Annotated in this window: 17 protein-coding genes and 1 other RNA gene; 10 read left to right on the top strand and 8 right to left on the bottom strand. The window is 69.4% G+C overall.

Translation table 11 applies throughout. The features are described from left to right. The first annotated feature begins 3 nt into the window (after positions 1–3). The 6 genes from O7610_RS12005 to O7610_RS11980 all read left to right on the top strand — a co-directional run bounded on the left by O7610_RS12005 (position 4) and on the right by O7610_RS11980 (position 5,071). Complete coding sequence (locus O7610_RS12005; RefSeq protein ID WP_289213302.1) at positions 4–1,206, top strand: bifunctional RNase H/acid phosphatase; 1,203 nt, start codon at positions 4–6, stop codon at positions 1,204–1,206. A gap of 76 nt (positions 1,207–1,282) precedes the next feature. Further along, positions 1,283–2,044, top strand: a complete 762-nt coding sequence (locus tag O7610_RS12000) for a sulfite exporter TauE/SafE family protein (RefSeq protein ID WP_289213301.1) — start codon at positions 1,283–1,285, stop codon at positions 2,042–2,044. Between the two features lie 219 nt (positions 2,045–2,263). After that, complete coding sequence (locus tag O7610_RS11995) at positions 2,264–2,878, top strand: histidine phosphatase family protein (RefSeq protein ID WP_281550836.1); 615 nt, start codon at positions 2,264–2,266, stop codon at positions 2,876–2,878. 174 nt (positions 2,879–3,052) lie between these two features. Beyond that, positions 3,053–3,471, top strand: an RNA gene (gene rnpB / locus O7610_RS11990) — RNase P RNA component class A. A gap of 100 nt (positions 3,472–3,571) precedes the next feature. Continuing rightward, entirely contained in the window at positions 3,572–3,727 is a 156-nt protein-coding gene (locus O7610_RS11985) for a hypothetical protein (RefSeq protein WP_281550818.1), read from the top strand. A 150-nt stretch (positions 3,728–3,877) separates the two neighbouring features. Further along, on the top strand, positions 3,878–5,071 hold the full coding sequence (locus O7610_RS11980) for an ISAs1 family transposase (RefSeq protein ID WP_281550817.1): 1,194 nt from the start codon (positions 3,878–3,880) through the stop codon (positions 5,069–5,071). 211 nt (positions 5,072–5,282) lie between these two features. On the opposite strand, the gene O7610_RS11975 is transcribed toward O7610_RS11980, so the two are convergent. Then, on the bottom strand, positions 5,283–6,671 hold the full coding sequence (locus O7610_RS11975) for an IS1380 family transposase (protein ID WP_289213300.1): 1,389 nt from the start codon (positions 6,669–6,671) through the stop codon (positions 5,283–5,285). A 530-nt stretch (positions 6,672–7,201) separates the two neighbouring features. Here O7610_RS11975 and O7610_RS11970 point away from each other — a divergent pair. Next, positions 7,202–8,629 (top strand): pectate lyase family protein, encoded by a 1,428-nt coding sequence (locus O7610_RS11970; RefSeq protein ID WP_281550816.1) that lies wholly within the window; start codon positions 7,202–7,204, stop codon positions 8,627–8,629. Positions 8,630–8,860: 231 nt separating this feature from the next. Here O7610_RS11970 and O7610_RS11965 read toward each other — a convergent pair whose 3' ends face one another. Together O7610_RS11965 and O7610_RS11960 are read right to left on the bottom strand one after the other, a co-directional pair. Further along, a complete protein-coding gene (locus tag O7610_RS11965) occupies positions 8,861–9,565 on the bottom strand; it encodes a dienelactone hydrolase family protein (protein WP_289213299.1) in 705 nt (234 codons plus the stop codon). 185 nt (positions 9,566–9,750) lie between these two features. Next, positions 9,751–10,194, bottom strand: coding sequence for a DUF1801 domain-containing protein (locus O7610_RS11960; protein ID WP_289213611.1), 444 nt, complete (start codon positions 10,192–10,194; stop codon positions 9,751–9,753). Positions 10,195–10,357: 163 nt separating this feature from the next. On the opposite strand from O7610_RS11960, the gene O7610_RS11955 reads away from it, so the two are divergent. After that, positions 10,358–10,846, top strand: a complete 489-nt coding sequence (locus O7610_RS11955; protein ID WP_353850353.1) for an NUDIX domain-containing protein — start codon at positions 10,358–10,360, stop codon at positions 10,844–10,846. 35 nt (positions 10,847–10,881) lie between these two features. Here the strand turns inward: O7610_RS11955 and O7610_RS11950 are convergent, their stop codons facing one another. Continuing rightward, entirely contained in the window at positions 10,882–11,670 is a 789-nt protein-coding gene (locus O7610_RS11950) for a dienelactone hydrolase family protein (protein ID WP_289213298.1), read from the bottom strand. Positions 11,671–11,835: 165 nt separating this feature from the next. Here O7610_RS11950 and O7610_RS11945 point away from each other — a divergent pair, with 165 nt between their 5' ends. Continuing rightward, on the top strand, positions 11,836–12,276 hold the full coding sequence (locus O7610_RS11945) for a GNAT family N-acetyltransferase (protein ID WP_289213297.1): 441 nt from the start codon (positions 11,836–11,838) through the stop codon (positions 12,274–12,276). On the opposite strand, the gene O7610_RS11940 is transcribed toward O7610_RS11945, so the two are convergent. The 4 genes from O7610_RS11940 to O7610_RS11925 all read right to left on the bottom strand — a co-directional run bounded on the left by O7610_RS11940 (position 12,227) and on the right by O7610_RS11925 (position 13,896). Continuing rightward, positions 12,227–12,943, bottom strand: a complete 717-nt coding sequence (locus O7610_RS11940) for an HAD family hydrolase (RefSeq protein ID WP_289213296.1) — start codon at positions 12,941–12,943, stop codon at positions 12,227–12,229. The two genes, O7610_RS11945 and O7610_RS11940, sit on opposite strands and share 50 nt — an antisense overlap. Positions 12,944–13,027: 84 nt before the next feature. Then, positions 13,028–13,234 carry a DUF397 domain-containing protein gene (locus O7610_RS11935; RefSeq protein WP_289213295.1) on the bottom strand — a complete coding sequence of 69 codons (207 nt, stop codon included), beginning with the start codon at positions 13,232–13,234 and terminating at the stop codon, positions 13,028–13,030. 33 nt (positions 13,235–13,267) lie between these two features. After that, a complete protein-coding gene (locus O7610_RS11930) occupies positions 13,268–13,465 on the bottom strand; it encodes a DUF397 domain-containing protein (protein WP_289213294.1) in 198 nt (65 codons plus the stop codon). A 17-nt stretch (positions 13,466–13,482) separates the two neighbouring features. Then, complete coding sequence (locus O7610_RS11925) at positions 13,483–13,896, bottom strand: DUF5753 domain-containing protein (RefSeq protein WP_289213293.1); 414 nt, start codon at positions 13,894–13,896, stop codon at positions 13,483–13,485. 35 nt (positions 13,897–13,931) lie between these two features. Here O7610_RS11925 and O7610_RS11920 point away from each other — a divergent pair, with 35 nt between their 5' ends. After that, complete coding sequence (locus O7610_RS11920) at positions 13,932–14,303, top strand: amidohydrolase family protein (RefSeq protein ID WP_289213292.1); 372 nt, start codon at positions 13,932–13,934, stop codon at positions 14,301–14,303. Positions 14,304–14,617: the final 314 nt, after the last annotated feature.

The following is a 14,617-nucleotide window of genomic DNA, read 5'->3' as shown; positions in this document are numbered from 1 at the left end:
GCCTTGAGGGTCGTCGTCGAAGCCGACGGGGGCGCCCGGGGCAACCCCGGACCCGCCGGGTACGGGGCCGTGGTGCTCGACGCCGACACCGGCACGGTGCTCGCCGAACGGGGCGAGGCGCTCGGCGTCGCCACCAACAACGTCGCCGAGTACCAGGGGCTGATCGCCGGGCTGCGGGCCGCCGCCGAGATCGGCGCCACCTCGGTCGACGTACGGATGGACTCGAAGCTGGTCGTCGAGCAGATGTGCGGCCGGTGGCAGATCAAAAATCCGGGGCTGCGCCCGCTCGCCGCGCAGGCCGCGACACTGGTCCGCGAGTTCGACTCGGTCAGGTTCAGCTGGATCCCCCGGGAGCAGAACAAGCGCGCCGACGCCCTGGCCAACCAGGCGATGGACCAGGCCGCTGGCAAATCGGCCAAGGCCACCGCGGCTCCGCCGGCACCGGTCGCTTCGGCTGCGTCTGCAGCCCCGACGGCTTCCGTCGGGTCGGTCGTCGAGGTCCAGCCGTCGATGTTCGCCGTCGCCGGGGCCGGCGACGCCCCGGCCGCGTCGTGGGAGCCGCCGACCACCGCCACCGCCACCCGGCTCATCCTGGTCCGGCACGGCGAGACCGGGCTGAACAAGCAAAGCCGCTACTCCGGGCGCGGCGACGTAGCGCTGTCCGAGCAGGGCGCGGCGCAGGCCACCGCCGCCGCCGCGCGGATCGCGGTGATCCGGGCGAAGGTCGACGTCATCGTCTGCTCGCCGCTGTCGCGCTGCGTCGACACGGCGCGGGCGATCGCCGCCGAGGTCGGCGACCCGCCGGTACGCGCCGAAGCCGACCTGATCGAGTGCGACTTCGGCGAATGGGAGGGCCGCACCTTCGCCGAGGTACGGGAACGCTGGCCGGCCGAGCTGACCGCCTGGCTCGCCTCCACCGAACTGTCCCCGCCCGGCGGGGAGTCGTTTGCCCAGGTCGCCGGCCGGGTCCGTCGGGTGGTGCGGGAACTGCTCACCACGTACCGGGGAAAGACCGTGGTGGTGGTCTCGCACGTCTCCCCGCTGAAGATCATGCTGCGCGACGCGCTGGGCGCCGGGGACGCGTTGCTGCACCGGCTCTACCTCGACCCGACCGGCATCTCGGTGATCGACACCTGGCCGGACGGCGGCGTGGCGGTGCGTACCGTCAATGACACCGCCCACCTCGCCGGCATCGCCACCCCCTGACGCCGGGACCGCTGCTGCGGGCATTGGCCTGGCCACCCCCTGACCTGGGCGGCCGGTGCGCCGCTAGCCTCGCAGGATGGATCTTCCCGCGTTCGCGTTACTGGTCGGGGCCGGGTTGGCGGCCGGCACCGTCAACGCGGCGGCCGGCGGCGGCTCGTTGATCACCTTCCCGGCGCTGATCGCCGTCGGGCTGCCGCCGGTGTCAGCGAACGTCACCAACGCGATCGCGGTCTGCCCCGGCTACGTGGCCAGCACCGTCGGCAGCCGCGACGACCTGCCCCGCCGACGCGGACTGTGGCGCCTCGTCCCGACCGCCGTCGCCGGGGCGGTCCTCGGCTGCGTCCTGCTGCTGATCACCCCGCCCCGGGCCTTCGAGCTGATCGTGCCGTTCCTGGTGATCAGCGCGGCGGCGGTGCTCGGCTTCCAGAACCAGCTGCGGCGCCTCGTCGGCGAACCCCACGACCTGTCAGCCGGGCGCGAACAGCTGTCACTGCAGGCGATGACGTTCTTCTGCGCCGCGTACGGCGGATACTTCGGTGCCGCGCTCGGGGTGATGCTGGTCGCCGGCCTGGCCCTGGTGCTCGACGAGGCGCTCAACGGCGTCGTCGCGTTGAAGAACCTGCTGTCGGCCGCGGTCGGGGTGACCACCGTCGCCGTGTTCGCCATCTTCGGCCCGGTCAACTGGGTCGCGGCGGCGACGGTCGCCCCGGCCACCATCGTCGGCGGCTATGTCGGCGCGCGAGTGGTGCGCAAGCTGCCGCCGACCGTGCTGCGCTTCGGCATCGTCGTCTTCGGCGTCGGGATCGGCGTCCTGCTGCTTGCCCGCGCCCTGCGCTGACCCGCTCTCGGCCCGCTGACCGCCGGGTCTGCTCGTCCTGCCCGCGCTGACCGCTGAGCCTGCTTTCTCCTGCCCGCGCCGACCGCCACTCCGCCGGATCCGCGCTCGAGTTGAAGGCCAGATACCCTCTGCCGCCGGTAAGGTTGCTGACCTTCAACTCGTGCGCGAACTCCTGCGGCCCGGGCCCACTGACGGCGACGGGGCCGGGATGATGATCGGATGGCGCGGACGCTGCTGTACCTGGTCCGGCACGGCGAGCAGGACAGCGACGAGACCGGGTCCGACCCAGGCCTGTCGGAGCTCGGCCGGCGCCAAGCGCGCCGGCTCGGTCAGCGTCTGCGTGCTGTGCCGTTCGACGCCGTCCACCACGGTCCGGCGGCGCGGGCCGCGCAGACCGCCGAGGAGATCGCGGCTTTCCTGCCCGGGATCCCGGTGCACGAATGTCGGTTCGCCGCCGACGTGACGCCGGTGCCGGCTCCCGGGCGCGCCGACCAGGCGGTGCCGCAGCGGTACGCCGATTTCGTCGACGCGGTCCCGGAACAGGAGCGCGACCCCGGCGCGGTACGGGCACAGGCAGCGGTGAACCACTGGGGGCGGGTCGGCGACGTCGACCGGCACGAACTGGTGGTGACGCACAACTTCGTGATCGGCTGGGCGGTCCGGCATGCGCTGGACGCGCCGTACTGGCGGTGGCTCGGGCTGAACCAGTTCAACTGCGGCTTGACGATCGTGCAGTGGCGCAGCGACGCTCCGCCGACCCTGGTGAGCTCTAACGACATCGGCCACCTGCCGCCGGGCGAGCGGGGCCAGCCACCGGTGGATCTGCTGACCTGAGCCGCCTGGCTGTTGCCTGGCTGCGGGCGTAGGTCGTGCGGTGGATCTAGAAGGATCTGGCCGGTATATCGACCATGATCCTTCTAGATCACTGTTCTGGGCTGGTCGTGGTGGCCTGCCGGGCCTGCGGGTGGGGAATGATCGTGGGCTGCGTACGATTGATCCTCGGACGGACGAGTCGACCGGGCGGCCGCGTCAGCGGGGGATACGTCCCCTGTTGCCGAGGAACGTCCGGACTCCACAGGGCAGGGTGGTTGCTAACGGCAACCCGGGGCGACCCGCGGGACAGTGCCACAGAAAACAGACCGCCGGGCGGTGAAACGCCCGGTAAGGGTGAAACGGTGGGGTAAGAGCCCACCAGCATCCCGGGTGACCGGGATGGCTCGGTAAACCCCACCCGGAGCAAGGCCAAGAGGGCCGGTGTCGCGAGACGCCGACCTGCGCAGGCGTTCGAGGGCTGCCCGCCCGAGTCTGCGGGTAGGCCGCTGGAGCCTGCCGGCGACGGTAGGCCTAGATGGATGGCCGCCACCGCTGCGCGACCCGGGCAACCGGCGCGTACGGGACAGAATCCGGCGTACAGGTCGACTCGTCCGTCCCACCCAAGTTCGGCATAGATCGCACCACATGTGCTTCGCCGGCTGCGTCAACAGGGCGGGGCATCGGCGTTCGTGCCAGAGCCCTATCGTCGGTGGGGTGTCCGACATCCTGCAGATCGGCTCCCTCGCCGTCCCCGTTGGTGCCCTCGTCGTCTACGCGGTCGGGTTCGTCGTCCTCTACTGGGTCATTCGCCTTGCTGTCCGGCACGCCATCCGAGACGCCGACCGGCGTCGGTCAGGCGACCGGCAGTAGCTCCGAGAGGTGGGTCGGTCGGCCGGGGCCACGGCCGTTTCAAGATCATTGTAACGGTGGGTGACGGTTGCTGTGGCGGCGTGTCGAGTGGGGACGAAGCTCCGTTAGGACGAGGTCTTCTCAAGGATCTTGTCCACCCGGAGCTTCGTCATGCCGCATTCTGTCACCCCCGCTGTCGATCCGGTGTCCACGCCGGTCGTCGGGGACGTCGCGTCGTCGTGTCACGACCTGCTGGAGCTGTTGTTGGCGGTGTCCGACGGCCGGTCGGCGCAGGGTCGTGACCATCCGGTCGCGGTCGTCCTGACGTTGGTGGCGGCCGCGACCATGGCCGGGGCGACCGGCTACACCGCGATCGCGGGCTGGGTCGCCGACGTACCGGCCGAGGTCATGGACAGCCTCTACGAACGGGTCGGGGCCAGACCGGCCCGACGGCCGTCCCGGTCGACGATCTGGCGGGTCTGCACCGACGCCGACGCCGACGTGCTCGACGCCGTCATCGCCGAATGGACAACGACACGACACGCCCACGTCAGAACCGGCACGCCGACCCAGGTACGTCTGGACGGCAAGACCGTCGGCGGCGCCGTCGGCGACGACGGGAACCAGCTGCACCTGCTGTCCGCTCTCGCCGGGGACCCGCGACCGGGAGCGGCGGGCGTCGTGCTCGCCCAGGCGCCGACCGACGGCGCCAAGACCACGGAGCCAGCCACCGCCCGCGCCCTGCTGCAGACCCTCGACCTGCCAGGCCGGACAGTCACCGCGGACGCGTTACACACCGTCAGGGCGACCGCCGAACTCATCCACCACCGTGGCGGCCAGTTCATGTTCCCGGTCAAGGAGAACCGCCGGACCCTGTTCGACGCCCTCAACACGCTGCCCTGGGCCGACACCCCACCCGACCTGGAAAGCGTCGACATCGGACACGGCCGCCGGACCCGCCGCACGATCCGTGTCCTGCCCGCCCCGCCCGATCTGCCGTTCCCGCACGTCAACCAGGTCTGGCTGATCGAACGCTACGTCACGCACACCGCCACCGGGAAACAGTCCGCCGCCGCGCGGCTCGGCGTCGCCAGCCACACTCCCGACCAGGCCGGCCCCGCCGAACTGGCCGCCTACAACCGCGGTCACTGGGCCATCGAGTCGTTGCACTGGATCAGGGACACCTGCTACCGGGAGGACCGGTCGACCACGCGTACCCGGTCCGGGCCCCGCGTCCTGGCCTCGCTACGCAACCTAGCGATCAACGCCCTACGCCTGGCCGGCCGAACCGACATCACGGAAGCCACCAGATGGGCCGCCCGCAACATGACCAGGCCATTCACCATCCTCAACCTCACCAGATGATCTTGGAACAGCCGTGCGGCCGGGGCTGTTACCCTCGATCCACCGACGCGGTTGCCGCTGAATGTTGGTTGATCATTTCTGTATTGGGTGGTGCGGCGGGCGTGAGGGAGTCGCCGATCACGTGATCGGCTTGCTCCGAGGGTGAGTGTTCGGGGTGGAACGGGATTGTGGCCTGTGGTCGGGCCGCCTGGTTTCGGCTGGTGGGGTGTGGTCAGCCGGGTGCCGGCTGGACGGCGGTGAACAGGTTGTCGAACGCCGCCTGCCAGGGCCAGTACTCGGGCAGGTGTAGGTGGATGGTGCGGGCCCGGTGGGCGAGGCGGGCTGCGACGGTGATGATCCGGGTCCGGATGGTGGCGGGTCTGGCGGTCGACCAGGTGCCCGCGGCGAGGTGTCCGGCGGCGCGGGTGAGGTTGTGCGTGATCGCGGCGCAGGTCAGCCAGGCGTCGTTGGCGCTGAAGTGTCCGGAGGGCAGGTGGGCGAGGGGGCCGGCGATCAGGTCGGCGTTGACCTGCTCGATGATCGCGTGTTGCCGGTGCTGGGCTTCGGCCTGTACGAGGGTGTACGGGCTGTCGGTGAACACGGCGTGGTACCGGTAGGTCGGTAGGAGTTCGTCCTGGCCGGGGATCTGTTGCGGGTCGTCGCGGCGGACGCGGCGCACGATCAGCCGGGCGGTCGCCTCGTGTCGGGTGCCGGCGAACGCGGTGTACGTGGTTTCGGCGATCTGCGCGTCGGAGATCCACCGGCCGGCGTCTTCGTCCCGGACGGCCTGCGGATAGGTGATGTCGACCCACTGGTCGGCGGCGATGCCGTCGCACGCGGCGCGGATCTTCGGGTCGATGCGGCAGGTGACCGAGAACCGCACGCCACGACGCCGGCAGCCGCTGATCACCGTCTTGGCGTAGAACGCCGAGTCCGCTCGCACCATGATCTCCCCCGAAGCGCCGCATGCCCGGGCGGTCGTGATGGCCTCGGCGATCATGGTGGCGGCGCCCCGGGACGAGCCGGCGTTACCCGACCGCAGCCTCGTGGCGGCGATCACCGGCGCGGACAGCGGGGTGGACAGCGTCGCGACCAGGGGGTTGTAGCCGCGCAGGTAGACGTTGTAGCCGCCGACCTTGGCGTGGCCGAACCCGATGCCCTGCTTCTGCTTGCCGTACACCCGCCGCAGCATGGAGTCGATGTCCACGAAGCACAGGGCGTCGGCGCCGGTCAGGATCGGTGCCCGGCCGGTCAGACCGATCAGGGTGTCGCGGGCGGCGGCCTGTAACTGCCGTACGTGCCCGTGGGTGAACGTACGCAGGAACGACCCGAGCGTCGACGGCGCGTACACGCTGCCGAACAGCGACCGCATGCCACCGTGCCGGGCGATGTCGAGGTCGTCGATGCTGTCCGCGCCCGCGAGCATCCCCGCCACGACCGTGGCGACCTTCCCGGCGGGGTTCGCGCCCTTGTCCGTCGGCAGCCGCACCCGGTCGGCGACCGCGTCATGCAGACCGGCCTGCTCGGCCAGGCGCATCACCGGAACGAGACCGGCACACGACACCAGATTCGGATCGTCGAACGTCGCGCGCACCACCGGCGCGTCCTGGCGTATTCTCACCTGCGAGGTGCCCTCTCGAACCGAGCGATAGAAGCGTCAGAACTCCTATCCTTCCAGTTCAGAGGGCACTTTCTATAGCCGGGGTCCTGCCGGTCCGACCTTCATCGGTGGATCGAGGGTTACCGAGTGGCTGGAACTGCTTGACGATCGACGTCGCCGCAGTTAATCTCCTTCATAGCTGAGCATCTATGTACTGTGTGTGATCTGTGCTCCGTCGAGGGCATCCGTCGGCCGGTGACCGGGCCGCCGTACCGACGGTTCACGGCTGTGTGCTCAGCGCGAACGGAACGGCATGCGGCCGACCGCTTCCGGCTGGCTTTCGGTGGCACAGGGCCGGGATCGCCAGCGCATCCGAACGGCATGGGCATTGCCGACGGATCTGTGTACCTCGGGAACAGTGTTCATCTGAGTCAGATTCCGCTGACTTCTGGCCGCTCCATCGCAGTAGAAACAGGAGGCACTTCGTGAAGAACGTTGGGACCAGCGTTTTCACAAGACGCCGTCCACCAGGTACGACGACCGTGCTTGGTGTGGCTGTCACCTTCGCCGCTGTCGGGGCACTCGCCGTGTCCGGCATGTCGGCTGCCGCTGTTCAGGCCCCGGCCGACGAACCAGCGGCATCAGTGTTGGCAAGTTGCGATGACCGGCTGTTCGGCTGGGCGTCAGTGTCGGCGAACGGTGTCGCCACGACGACCGGCGGCGGCAACGCCACCCCGCAGACGGTGACATCGCTTAGCGACCTTCGGCAGTACGCCAACGACTCGACTCCACGCGTGCTACGGATATCCGGCACGATCAGCACTGGGTCGTCGGCCGTGGAGGTCGGCAGCAACAAGACCCTGATCGGCGCAGACTCGAACGCGACGATCCGTGGTGGCATCAACATCAACGGCGGTAGCAACATCATCATCCGCAACTTGAACGTGCAGGGCGGCGGCCAGGGCAGCAGCCCGGCCGACACGATCGCCGCGCGTAACGCCCACCACCTATGGTTCGACCACCTGAACCTGTGGGACGCCAGCGACGGGTTGCTGGACCTCACCCGAGGCGTCGACTACATGACGGTGTCCTGGGTCAAGTTCTGGTACACCAACAGTTCCCACTCGCACAGGCTGGCCAGCCTGGTGGGTGGAGGCTCGACCCACGGCGACACCGACAGCGGAAAGCTGAACGCCACCTACCACCACAACTGGTTCGCTGATCTGGTTGACCAGCGTGGACCACGAATGCTGTTCGGCAAAGGCCACGTCTACAACAGCTACTACAATTCCCCCGGGAACGCGTACGCCATCGGCACCGGATCGTACGCCTCCGTACTCGTGGAGAACAACTACTTCAAGGACATACGGGACCCGCACCGGTTCCAGGACTCGAACCCCACGTACATCACCGCGCGGGGAAACGTCTACGACAACACCAGCGGTCGGCGTGACACAGGTGCCCAGGGTAGTGGCGTCACTCCGTTCACGAACCCGCCGTACAGCTATTCGCTCGACGCGGCAAACGACGTCCCCGGCATTGTCACCGCCTGCGCGGGCCCGAGACTGTCCGGGACGCCGCTGCCGCCCACCACAGCGCCGCCCACCACGGTGCCGCCGACGACGGCGCCGCCGACGACGGCGCCGCCCACCACGCCACCAACGACGACCGCGCCACCAACCACAGGTGCCTGCAGCGCCTCTTACCAGACCGTCAGCTCGTGGCCCGGTGGCTTCCAGGGCGAGGTGGTCGTACGAGCAGGAAGCACAGCGATCAACGGCTGGACCGTCCGCTGGACCCTCGGCAGCGGGCAGACCATCAGTCAGCTATGGAACGGTAGCCTCAGCACCAGCGGCTCCAGCGTCACGGTACGCAATGTGGACTACAACGGCACGCTGCCGGCCGGTGGCACCGCGACCTTCGGGTTCCTCGGCTCCGGCTCACCGTCCTCGCCGTCTCTGACCTGTTCCAGCCCGTGAGATGCCGCTGGGCCAGGTGCCTTCGGCCCATGCCTCTGCCCGAGGCCCTGGCCCAGCAGCGCTCCGCCGGTCACGGACCGTTCGTCCGCGTCGCGTCAGGAGCCGTACGGGGCAGCAGGTGATCGAGTGCCGCGTTCGCGGAAGTACGCCGGACCCGCCGTCTCGAGGACGGCAACCGGGTCTGCTGAGGTCGAGCCGATCCGGACGGATGCCAGCTTCGATCAGTGCTGGTCAGTGCGGCATGAGGTGGCGGGTGAAGAACCGTACCGTGCTGTCCAGCTCGTGTTCCGGGAGCCGGTCGGCGTGCCGGCCCGGGTTGGCGTGCAGCGTCTTCTCGGTCGAGCCGAACGCGTCGAACAGGGCCAGGCTCTGCGCCCGGGGCACCCGTTCGTCGTCCCACTGGACCAGGAACTCGACCGGTACGGTGATGCTGGCCGCAGCGTCCAGCGTGGATGCGGCGGCGGCACCGCCGAGGCCGAGGACCGCCGCGCGCACTCGCGGCTCGGCGGCGACGAACGGTACGCCGAGCCCGTAGCCCAGCGAGATCCCCCAGTAGCCGACCTGCCCGCCGCCGAGATGGTCGAGGACGGCCTGCCACTCCGGGATGGTCTGCTCGGCGACCAGGGCGTGGAAGTCGGCGAGCAGCGCGGCCAGGTCACCTCCGGAGCTGACAGCGGTCCGGATCTCGGTGGCGATGTCCTGGTAGCGCTCGTCGGTCGGGCGCTCGCCGTGGTTCGGCACGTCCACGCAGACGGCCGCGAAGCCGCTGGACACGAAACGGTGGGCCCGGTGCAGGACGCCGGGAGCGGTCTTGTGCTGGCCGCCGCCGTGGCCGATGACGATCAGCGGCGGGCGGTCGGCACCGCTGCCGGCTGAGGTCCAGAGCACAGCGGGTACGCCGTCGACGGCGAAGTGTTCTTCCTGGATGTTGTGCATGCGCGTACACGCCTTTCGAGAGTCCCTGTGCGGGCGCTCCCTAGATGCGGGGGAGGGAGTCCCGGCCTGTCGCAGCGTTGATCGGACTCACCTCCTCGGGCAGCAGTCATGCACGGCGCAGCGAGCGTACCGTAACCTCACCCCGCTATCGGCGCTCACCTGTCGGTCGAAGCCGTACCCGCAGGTCAGCTCACGGCCTTCTTGACGAGGGCGGCGATGGTCTCTGCGGCCTGCTCGCTGAGCTGGGCGACGGCGAAGGACGTCGGCCACAGGCCGCTGTCGTCGGCGAGATTGGCCGTAGCGGTGAAGCCAAAGGTGGAGTAGGGCTCCTTGTCCGCGTGCCCGCTACGGAAGAAGCACACGACCTTGCCCTTTCTCGCGTACGCCGGCTGGCCGTACCAGAGCTTCGGGGACAGGTCGGGGGCGTTGGCGGTGACGATGGCGTGGATGCGTTCGGCCAGTGCGCGGTCCGATTGTTCCATCTGGGCGATCTTCGACAGGACGTCGAGCTCCTCGGCGGCTGCCTTGGTACCACGACCGCGGGTTGTCTCCTTCCTGAGCTCTGCGGCGCGTTCCTTCATGGCGGCGCGCTCGCCCTCGGAGAAACCGTCCGTGCCTGCCTTACTCATCATGTCGCTCCTGGTCGTTGTCGGGTGTGACCGAGGGGCACGCTAGCCGTGCTGCGGCGGCTGGTGCTTCTCGATTCATGATCGGTCGAGGCGGCCCGGCGCCACGAGCCCTGACCAGCGGAAGTTGCCGTCAACTGGACATCCAGGCGGTTAACCTCCCGTGGTGAGCTCCCCGCCTGACGATTACACAGCGACGTTGCCGCGCAAGCGGATGGGTTCGGCCGTGCTGCTGCGCGACCGGGACGGACGGATCCTGCTCGTCGAGCCGACGTACAAGGACTACTGGGAGCTGCCCGGTGGGGTGGTGGAGGCCGACGAGTCGCCGTACGACGCGGCGGTCCGTGAGCTGGCCGAGGAACTCGGCCTGGCGGTTGTTCCTGGCCGGCTGCTGGTGGTGGACTGGGTGCCGCCTCGCGCCGGCCGCACCGAAGGGGTCATGTTCGTGTACGACGGCGGGGTCCTGGACGCCTCGCAGACCGATGCGATCCGGCTTCCGCCGCAGGAGTTGCGAAGCTGGGCGTGGTCGACCCTGCCGCAGGCGCAGCAGCGGCTGTCGCCGCTGCTGGCCAGGCGGGCCGCCGCCGCTGTGGAAGCGGCGACGGACAGCGGGACTGTCTACCTTGAGGGCGGGAATCAGGTCGGTGGTCCGTAGGCGCGTGGAGCCAGATCGGTGATCACGCGGTGGTGTCAGGAGCTGCTTGCGGTACAAGAGCTACCCAGGTGCCGGGTGAAGAACCGGATCGAGCTTTCGATTTCGAACGACGGGACTCGAAAGTGGCTGCCTGGGTTGGCGTGCAGCGTCTTCTCTGCGGAGCCGAGTGCGTCGAGCAGCTTCATGACGGAGTCCCGTGGATTGCCTTCGTCGTCCCACTGCAGCAAGAACTCGACCGGGATCGTGATCCGCGCTGCGATGCCGGTGAGCCACTCGCTTCCAACGAGGCCTAGGACCGCGGCCGTGATCCGGGGCTCGGCCGCGACCAGGCGGATGCCCATCTCACCGGCCTGGGAGTGGCCGTAGTACCCGACAGGCCGGCTGTCGCCGACGGAGTCCAGGTTCTGCAGCGCGTCCAGGGTGGTCTGCCAGTCGGGTATGAGCTGCGACGCCACGGTATCGTTCAGCGCGGGCCACGCCGGGCCGAAGGGCTCGCCCGCAGCTTCCCGTTCCTCGATGACCGTGACCAGCCGCCGGATCTCTGGGTGTTCCGGCCTGTCACCGGTACCCGGCGCGTCGATCGCGGCGACCGCGAAGCCACCGGAGGTGACGTAGGGAAAGGCTCTGGAGACGACCTCCCACCCCTTCTTGTGCTGGCCGCCGCCGTGCCCGATCAGGATCAGCGGACGGGGACCGGAGCCCTCGGCGGGCGTCCAGAGCACCCCGGGGATGTCCCCGATACTGAAGAGCTGCTCGCGGACGCCGGCGTCGACGGTCTCCGAGGTGATGCGCATGGCAGGGATTACACCGGCATCCCCGCCCACGTGGCCAGCCAATCACCTGATGAGGAGGCGGTCGGCAACGACGGCGTAGGCCGGCAGGCCCGCTGCCGAACCCGAGGGTGCTCATCAGAGTGTGGTGACCCTGGCTGACTTACCGAACTCGCTGGGCCGCCTCGCGTGGGGCATCCGGTGGATAGAGTCGCGAGCATGAACGTCGAGATCGAAGCCGTCCGAGTCGCCACCGACGAGGTCGTGAAAGCGTTCGGAGGGCTCCTTCCACAGCTGTCCCGTTCCGCCAAGCCACTCGATCTGACGGCGCTGGACGAGCTGGTGGCGTCGGACGCAAGCACTTTGCTGATCGCTCGCCGCGAGGGCGAGATCGTCGGCGCGTTGACCCTGGTGATGTTCCCGATCCCGACCGGTAGGCGGGCCTGGATCGAGGATGTGGTGGTCGACGAGTCGGCGCGCGGCCTCGGGGTCGGGGCGGCGCTGACCCAGGAGGCCGTCAGGCTGGCTCGGGAGGCTGGCGCTCGGACCGTTGACCTGACGTCCCGCCCGTCTCGTGCTGCCGCGAACCGGCTCTACGAACGACTCGGCTTCAGTCTCCGTGACTCGCGGGTCTACCGCCTTGCCCCCGGCGGTCGGTGAGGGCTGCGACGACTTCGGCCATGCTGCCGATGATGGCGTCTGATTCGCTGAGGCTGTGGTATTTGCGGGGCTTGTTGGCGTAGCCGATGGTGGGTACGCCGACCGCCTGGGCGGCCTCGATATCGGTAGGTGAGTCGCCAATGAGCACGCAGTCCTCAGGGTGGGCGCGCAGTTCGCAGATGGCGGCGATCACCGGTGCCGGGTTCGGCTTCATTCCGGCTGGGCCGGCGTGGGGTCGGCCGATGACGGGCTTGATGTAGGCGTCCAGCTGTTGCGCGATCAGGTACCGGTTGATGGCGTCGGCGCTGTTGTTGGAGACGACCGCGATGCCGTGCTGGGCGCGGTGGGCGGTCACGATGACTTCCCGGGCGTACGGGGTGGGTTCGGCCACGGCGACGGCGTCCAGCTCGGCGGCACGTAGGGCGTCGTCGACTTGGCGCACGATGGCTGGCCGGTCAAGGGTGGCGCTCCAGCGCAGCACGGCGAGCGGGTCGGGTTCGTCGAGCAGACCGGGCGGGACGGTGACGCCCTGGTCGACGAGCACTCGGCGCAGGGTGGCGGCGACCTTGGGCGCGGGGTGGTTGGCGAAGACCTTGCAGACGGGTCCGTCGAAGTCGAGCAGCAGGAACCGGGCGCGGTCGATGACGGCGGCGAGTTCAGCGGTCATGAGGCGTGCTCGCGGGCGATGGCGGTCCGCTCCCGAAGCGGTTGGCGTGACCGCGCCCGCACTCGCAACGCGGTCACGGCTCCGCTACCGCTGGCGCGTCTGCGCCCCGAGCGACGCGGTGAAGGACGTCCACGCTGCAGAGGAGAAGGCGAGCAGGGGACCGGAACGGTCCTTGCTGTCGCGTACGGCGACGACAGCGGGCAGGTTGTCGGCGACTTCGACGCAGTTACCGTTGCCGCCGGAGTAGCTACTCGTACGCCAGGTGGCGTTGGTCAGGTCGGTGTCTCGCATTCGCGGTGCCTCCTTGGAGTGGGGGAGGAGCGGTTACGCGGAGAGCTGGAACGACTTGAGCGCGGTGGTGAAGGTGGTCCAGGCGGAGGGGGCGAAGGTCAGCGCCGGGCCGGTCGGGTCCTTGCTGTCCCGGGTGGCGACGACTCCCGGCAGGTTGCGGGCGACCTCGACGCACTGGCTGTTGGCGTTGCTGCGGCTGCTCTTGATCCACACGGCGCGGGTGAGGTCCATCGCGCCCTCCTTCTGGTCTACGCCAAGTCCTTGGCGATCGCGGCGATCAGGTCCCGGGACTTGCCTGGGCTGAGCGCCGCCGCGTGCAGGTGGGTGTAGGTAAGCGTAACCCGATTCATGTCCTCGGGGCGTTCCAGATACACGTCGCCAGCTGGGCTGATCACGTACGCCACCGGGCTGTGCACGTCCTCGTCGAAGTCCAGGATCGAGAACGACCCGGTGGTGCCGGGATGGTGTCCTTCGCTGAATGGCAGCACCTGCAGCATGACGTTCGGCCGGGTGCTCGCCTCGACCCGCCGGTCCACCTCGCCGGGATCGTCCGGCCACGCCGTGGAAGCGACGGCTCGGGCGTACTCCTCGGTCTGGAGCAGGCCGGGGACGATGGCCAGCTCGAAGTTGCGCACCTCGCGGGCGTCGCTGCAGGCGAGCACTTCGGAGATGGCGAGCTGGGTGAAGCCGGCGCGCGGTGCACGCCGGCTACGGCACGGACAACCCGGTGGGGGACCGGATCACCACCCGCGACGTGCTGGACTTCGCCACCGCGCAGGGCGCCCGGACCAACGGGCTCGGTGACGTCACCGGCTCGCTCACCCCGGGCAGGCAGGCGGACCTGCTGGTGGTGCGGGCCGACGACGTCAATACGATGCCGCTCAACGACGCGGTCGGCACCCTGGTCCTCGGCGCCGACGCCCGCAACGTCGACACGGTCGTCGTGGCCGGCCGGTTCCGCAAGGCGGCCGGGCGGCTCGTCGACGTCGACCTCGACGAACTGCGCCGTACGGTGAGCGCCTCCCGGGACGCGATCCTCCGAATGGTCGCCGGTCGGCGGCGGCCGTGAATTGACCTGCCGGTCGACGGCGGTCGTGAACCGACCTGGCTGACGCGGGCCTCGCCTCGCCTCGGGCGTCCATCATGTCGAGGATTCCGTGCCGCACCCACATGTCGTACGGCTGGGTTTGATGCCACAGGTGCATCAAGATGCGCCTGTGGCATCAAACCCAGACCGGCATGGGTGGTGTCGAGCGCCCAGGCTGGTAGCACCGCCCGCCACCGATCGACAGCCGACGGCGGTGCACAACTGCACCACCGTCGGCTATGCTTGTGGGCACGGGCACAAATGTGCTGCAGGCACGGGCAGGACCGGTGGCAGGA

This window comes from Solwaraspora sp. WMMA2065 (genome assembly GCF_030345075.1).
GTDB lineage: Bacteria > Actinomycetota > Actinomycetes > Mycobacteriales > Micromonosporaceae > Micromonospora_E.
Note: the sequence above shows the minus strand (reverse complement) of the source record. Positions and strands in the feature narration are given on the sequence as shown.

Coding starts and splice junctions, on each gene's coding strand:
- O7610_RS12000 (WP_289213301.1), top strand. CDS start 1,283: ATGGATCTTCCCGCGTTCGCGTTACTGGTCGGGGCCGGGTTGGCGGCC.
- O7610_RS11995 (WP_281550836.1), top strand. CDS start 2,264: ATGGCGCGGACGCTGCTGTACCTGGTCCGGCACGGCGAGCAGGACAGC.
- O7610_RS11980 (WP_281550817.1), top strand. CDS start 3,878: ATGCCGCATTCTGTCACCCCCGCTGTCGATCCGGTGTCCACGCCGGTC.
- O7610_RS11965 (WP_289213299.1), bottom strand. CDS start 9,565: ATGCACAACATCCAGGAAGAACACTTCGCCGTCGACGGCGTACCCGCT.
- O7610_RS11960 (WP_289213611.1), bottom strand. CDS start 10,194: ATGAGTAAGGCAGGCACGGACGGTTTCTCCGAGGGCGAGCGCGCCGCC.
- O7610_RS11945 (WP_289213297.1), top strand. CDS start 11,836: ATGAACGTCGAGATCGAAGCCGTCCGAGTCGCCACCGACGAGGTCGTG.
- O7610_RS11940 (WP_289213296.1), bottom strand. CDS start 12,943: ATGACCGCTGAACTCGCCGCCGTCATCGACCGCGCCCGGTTCCTGCTG.
- O7610_RS11935 (WP_289213295.1), bottom strand. CDS start 13,234: ATGCGAGACACCGACCTGACCAACGCCACCTGGCGTACGAGTAGCTAC.
- O7610_RS11930 (WP_289213294.1), bottom strand. CDS start 13,465: ATGGACCTCACCCGCGCCGTGTGGATCAAGAGCAGCCGCAGCAACGCC.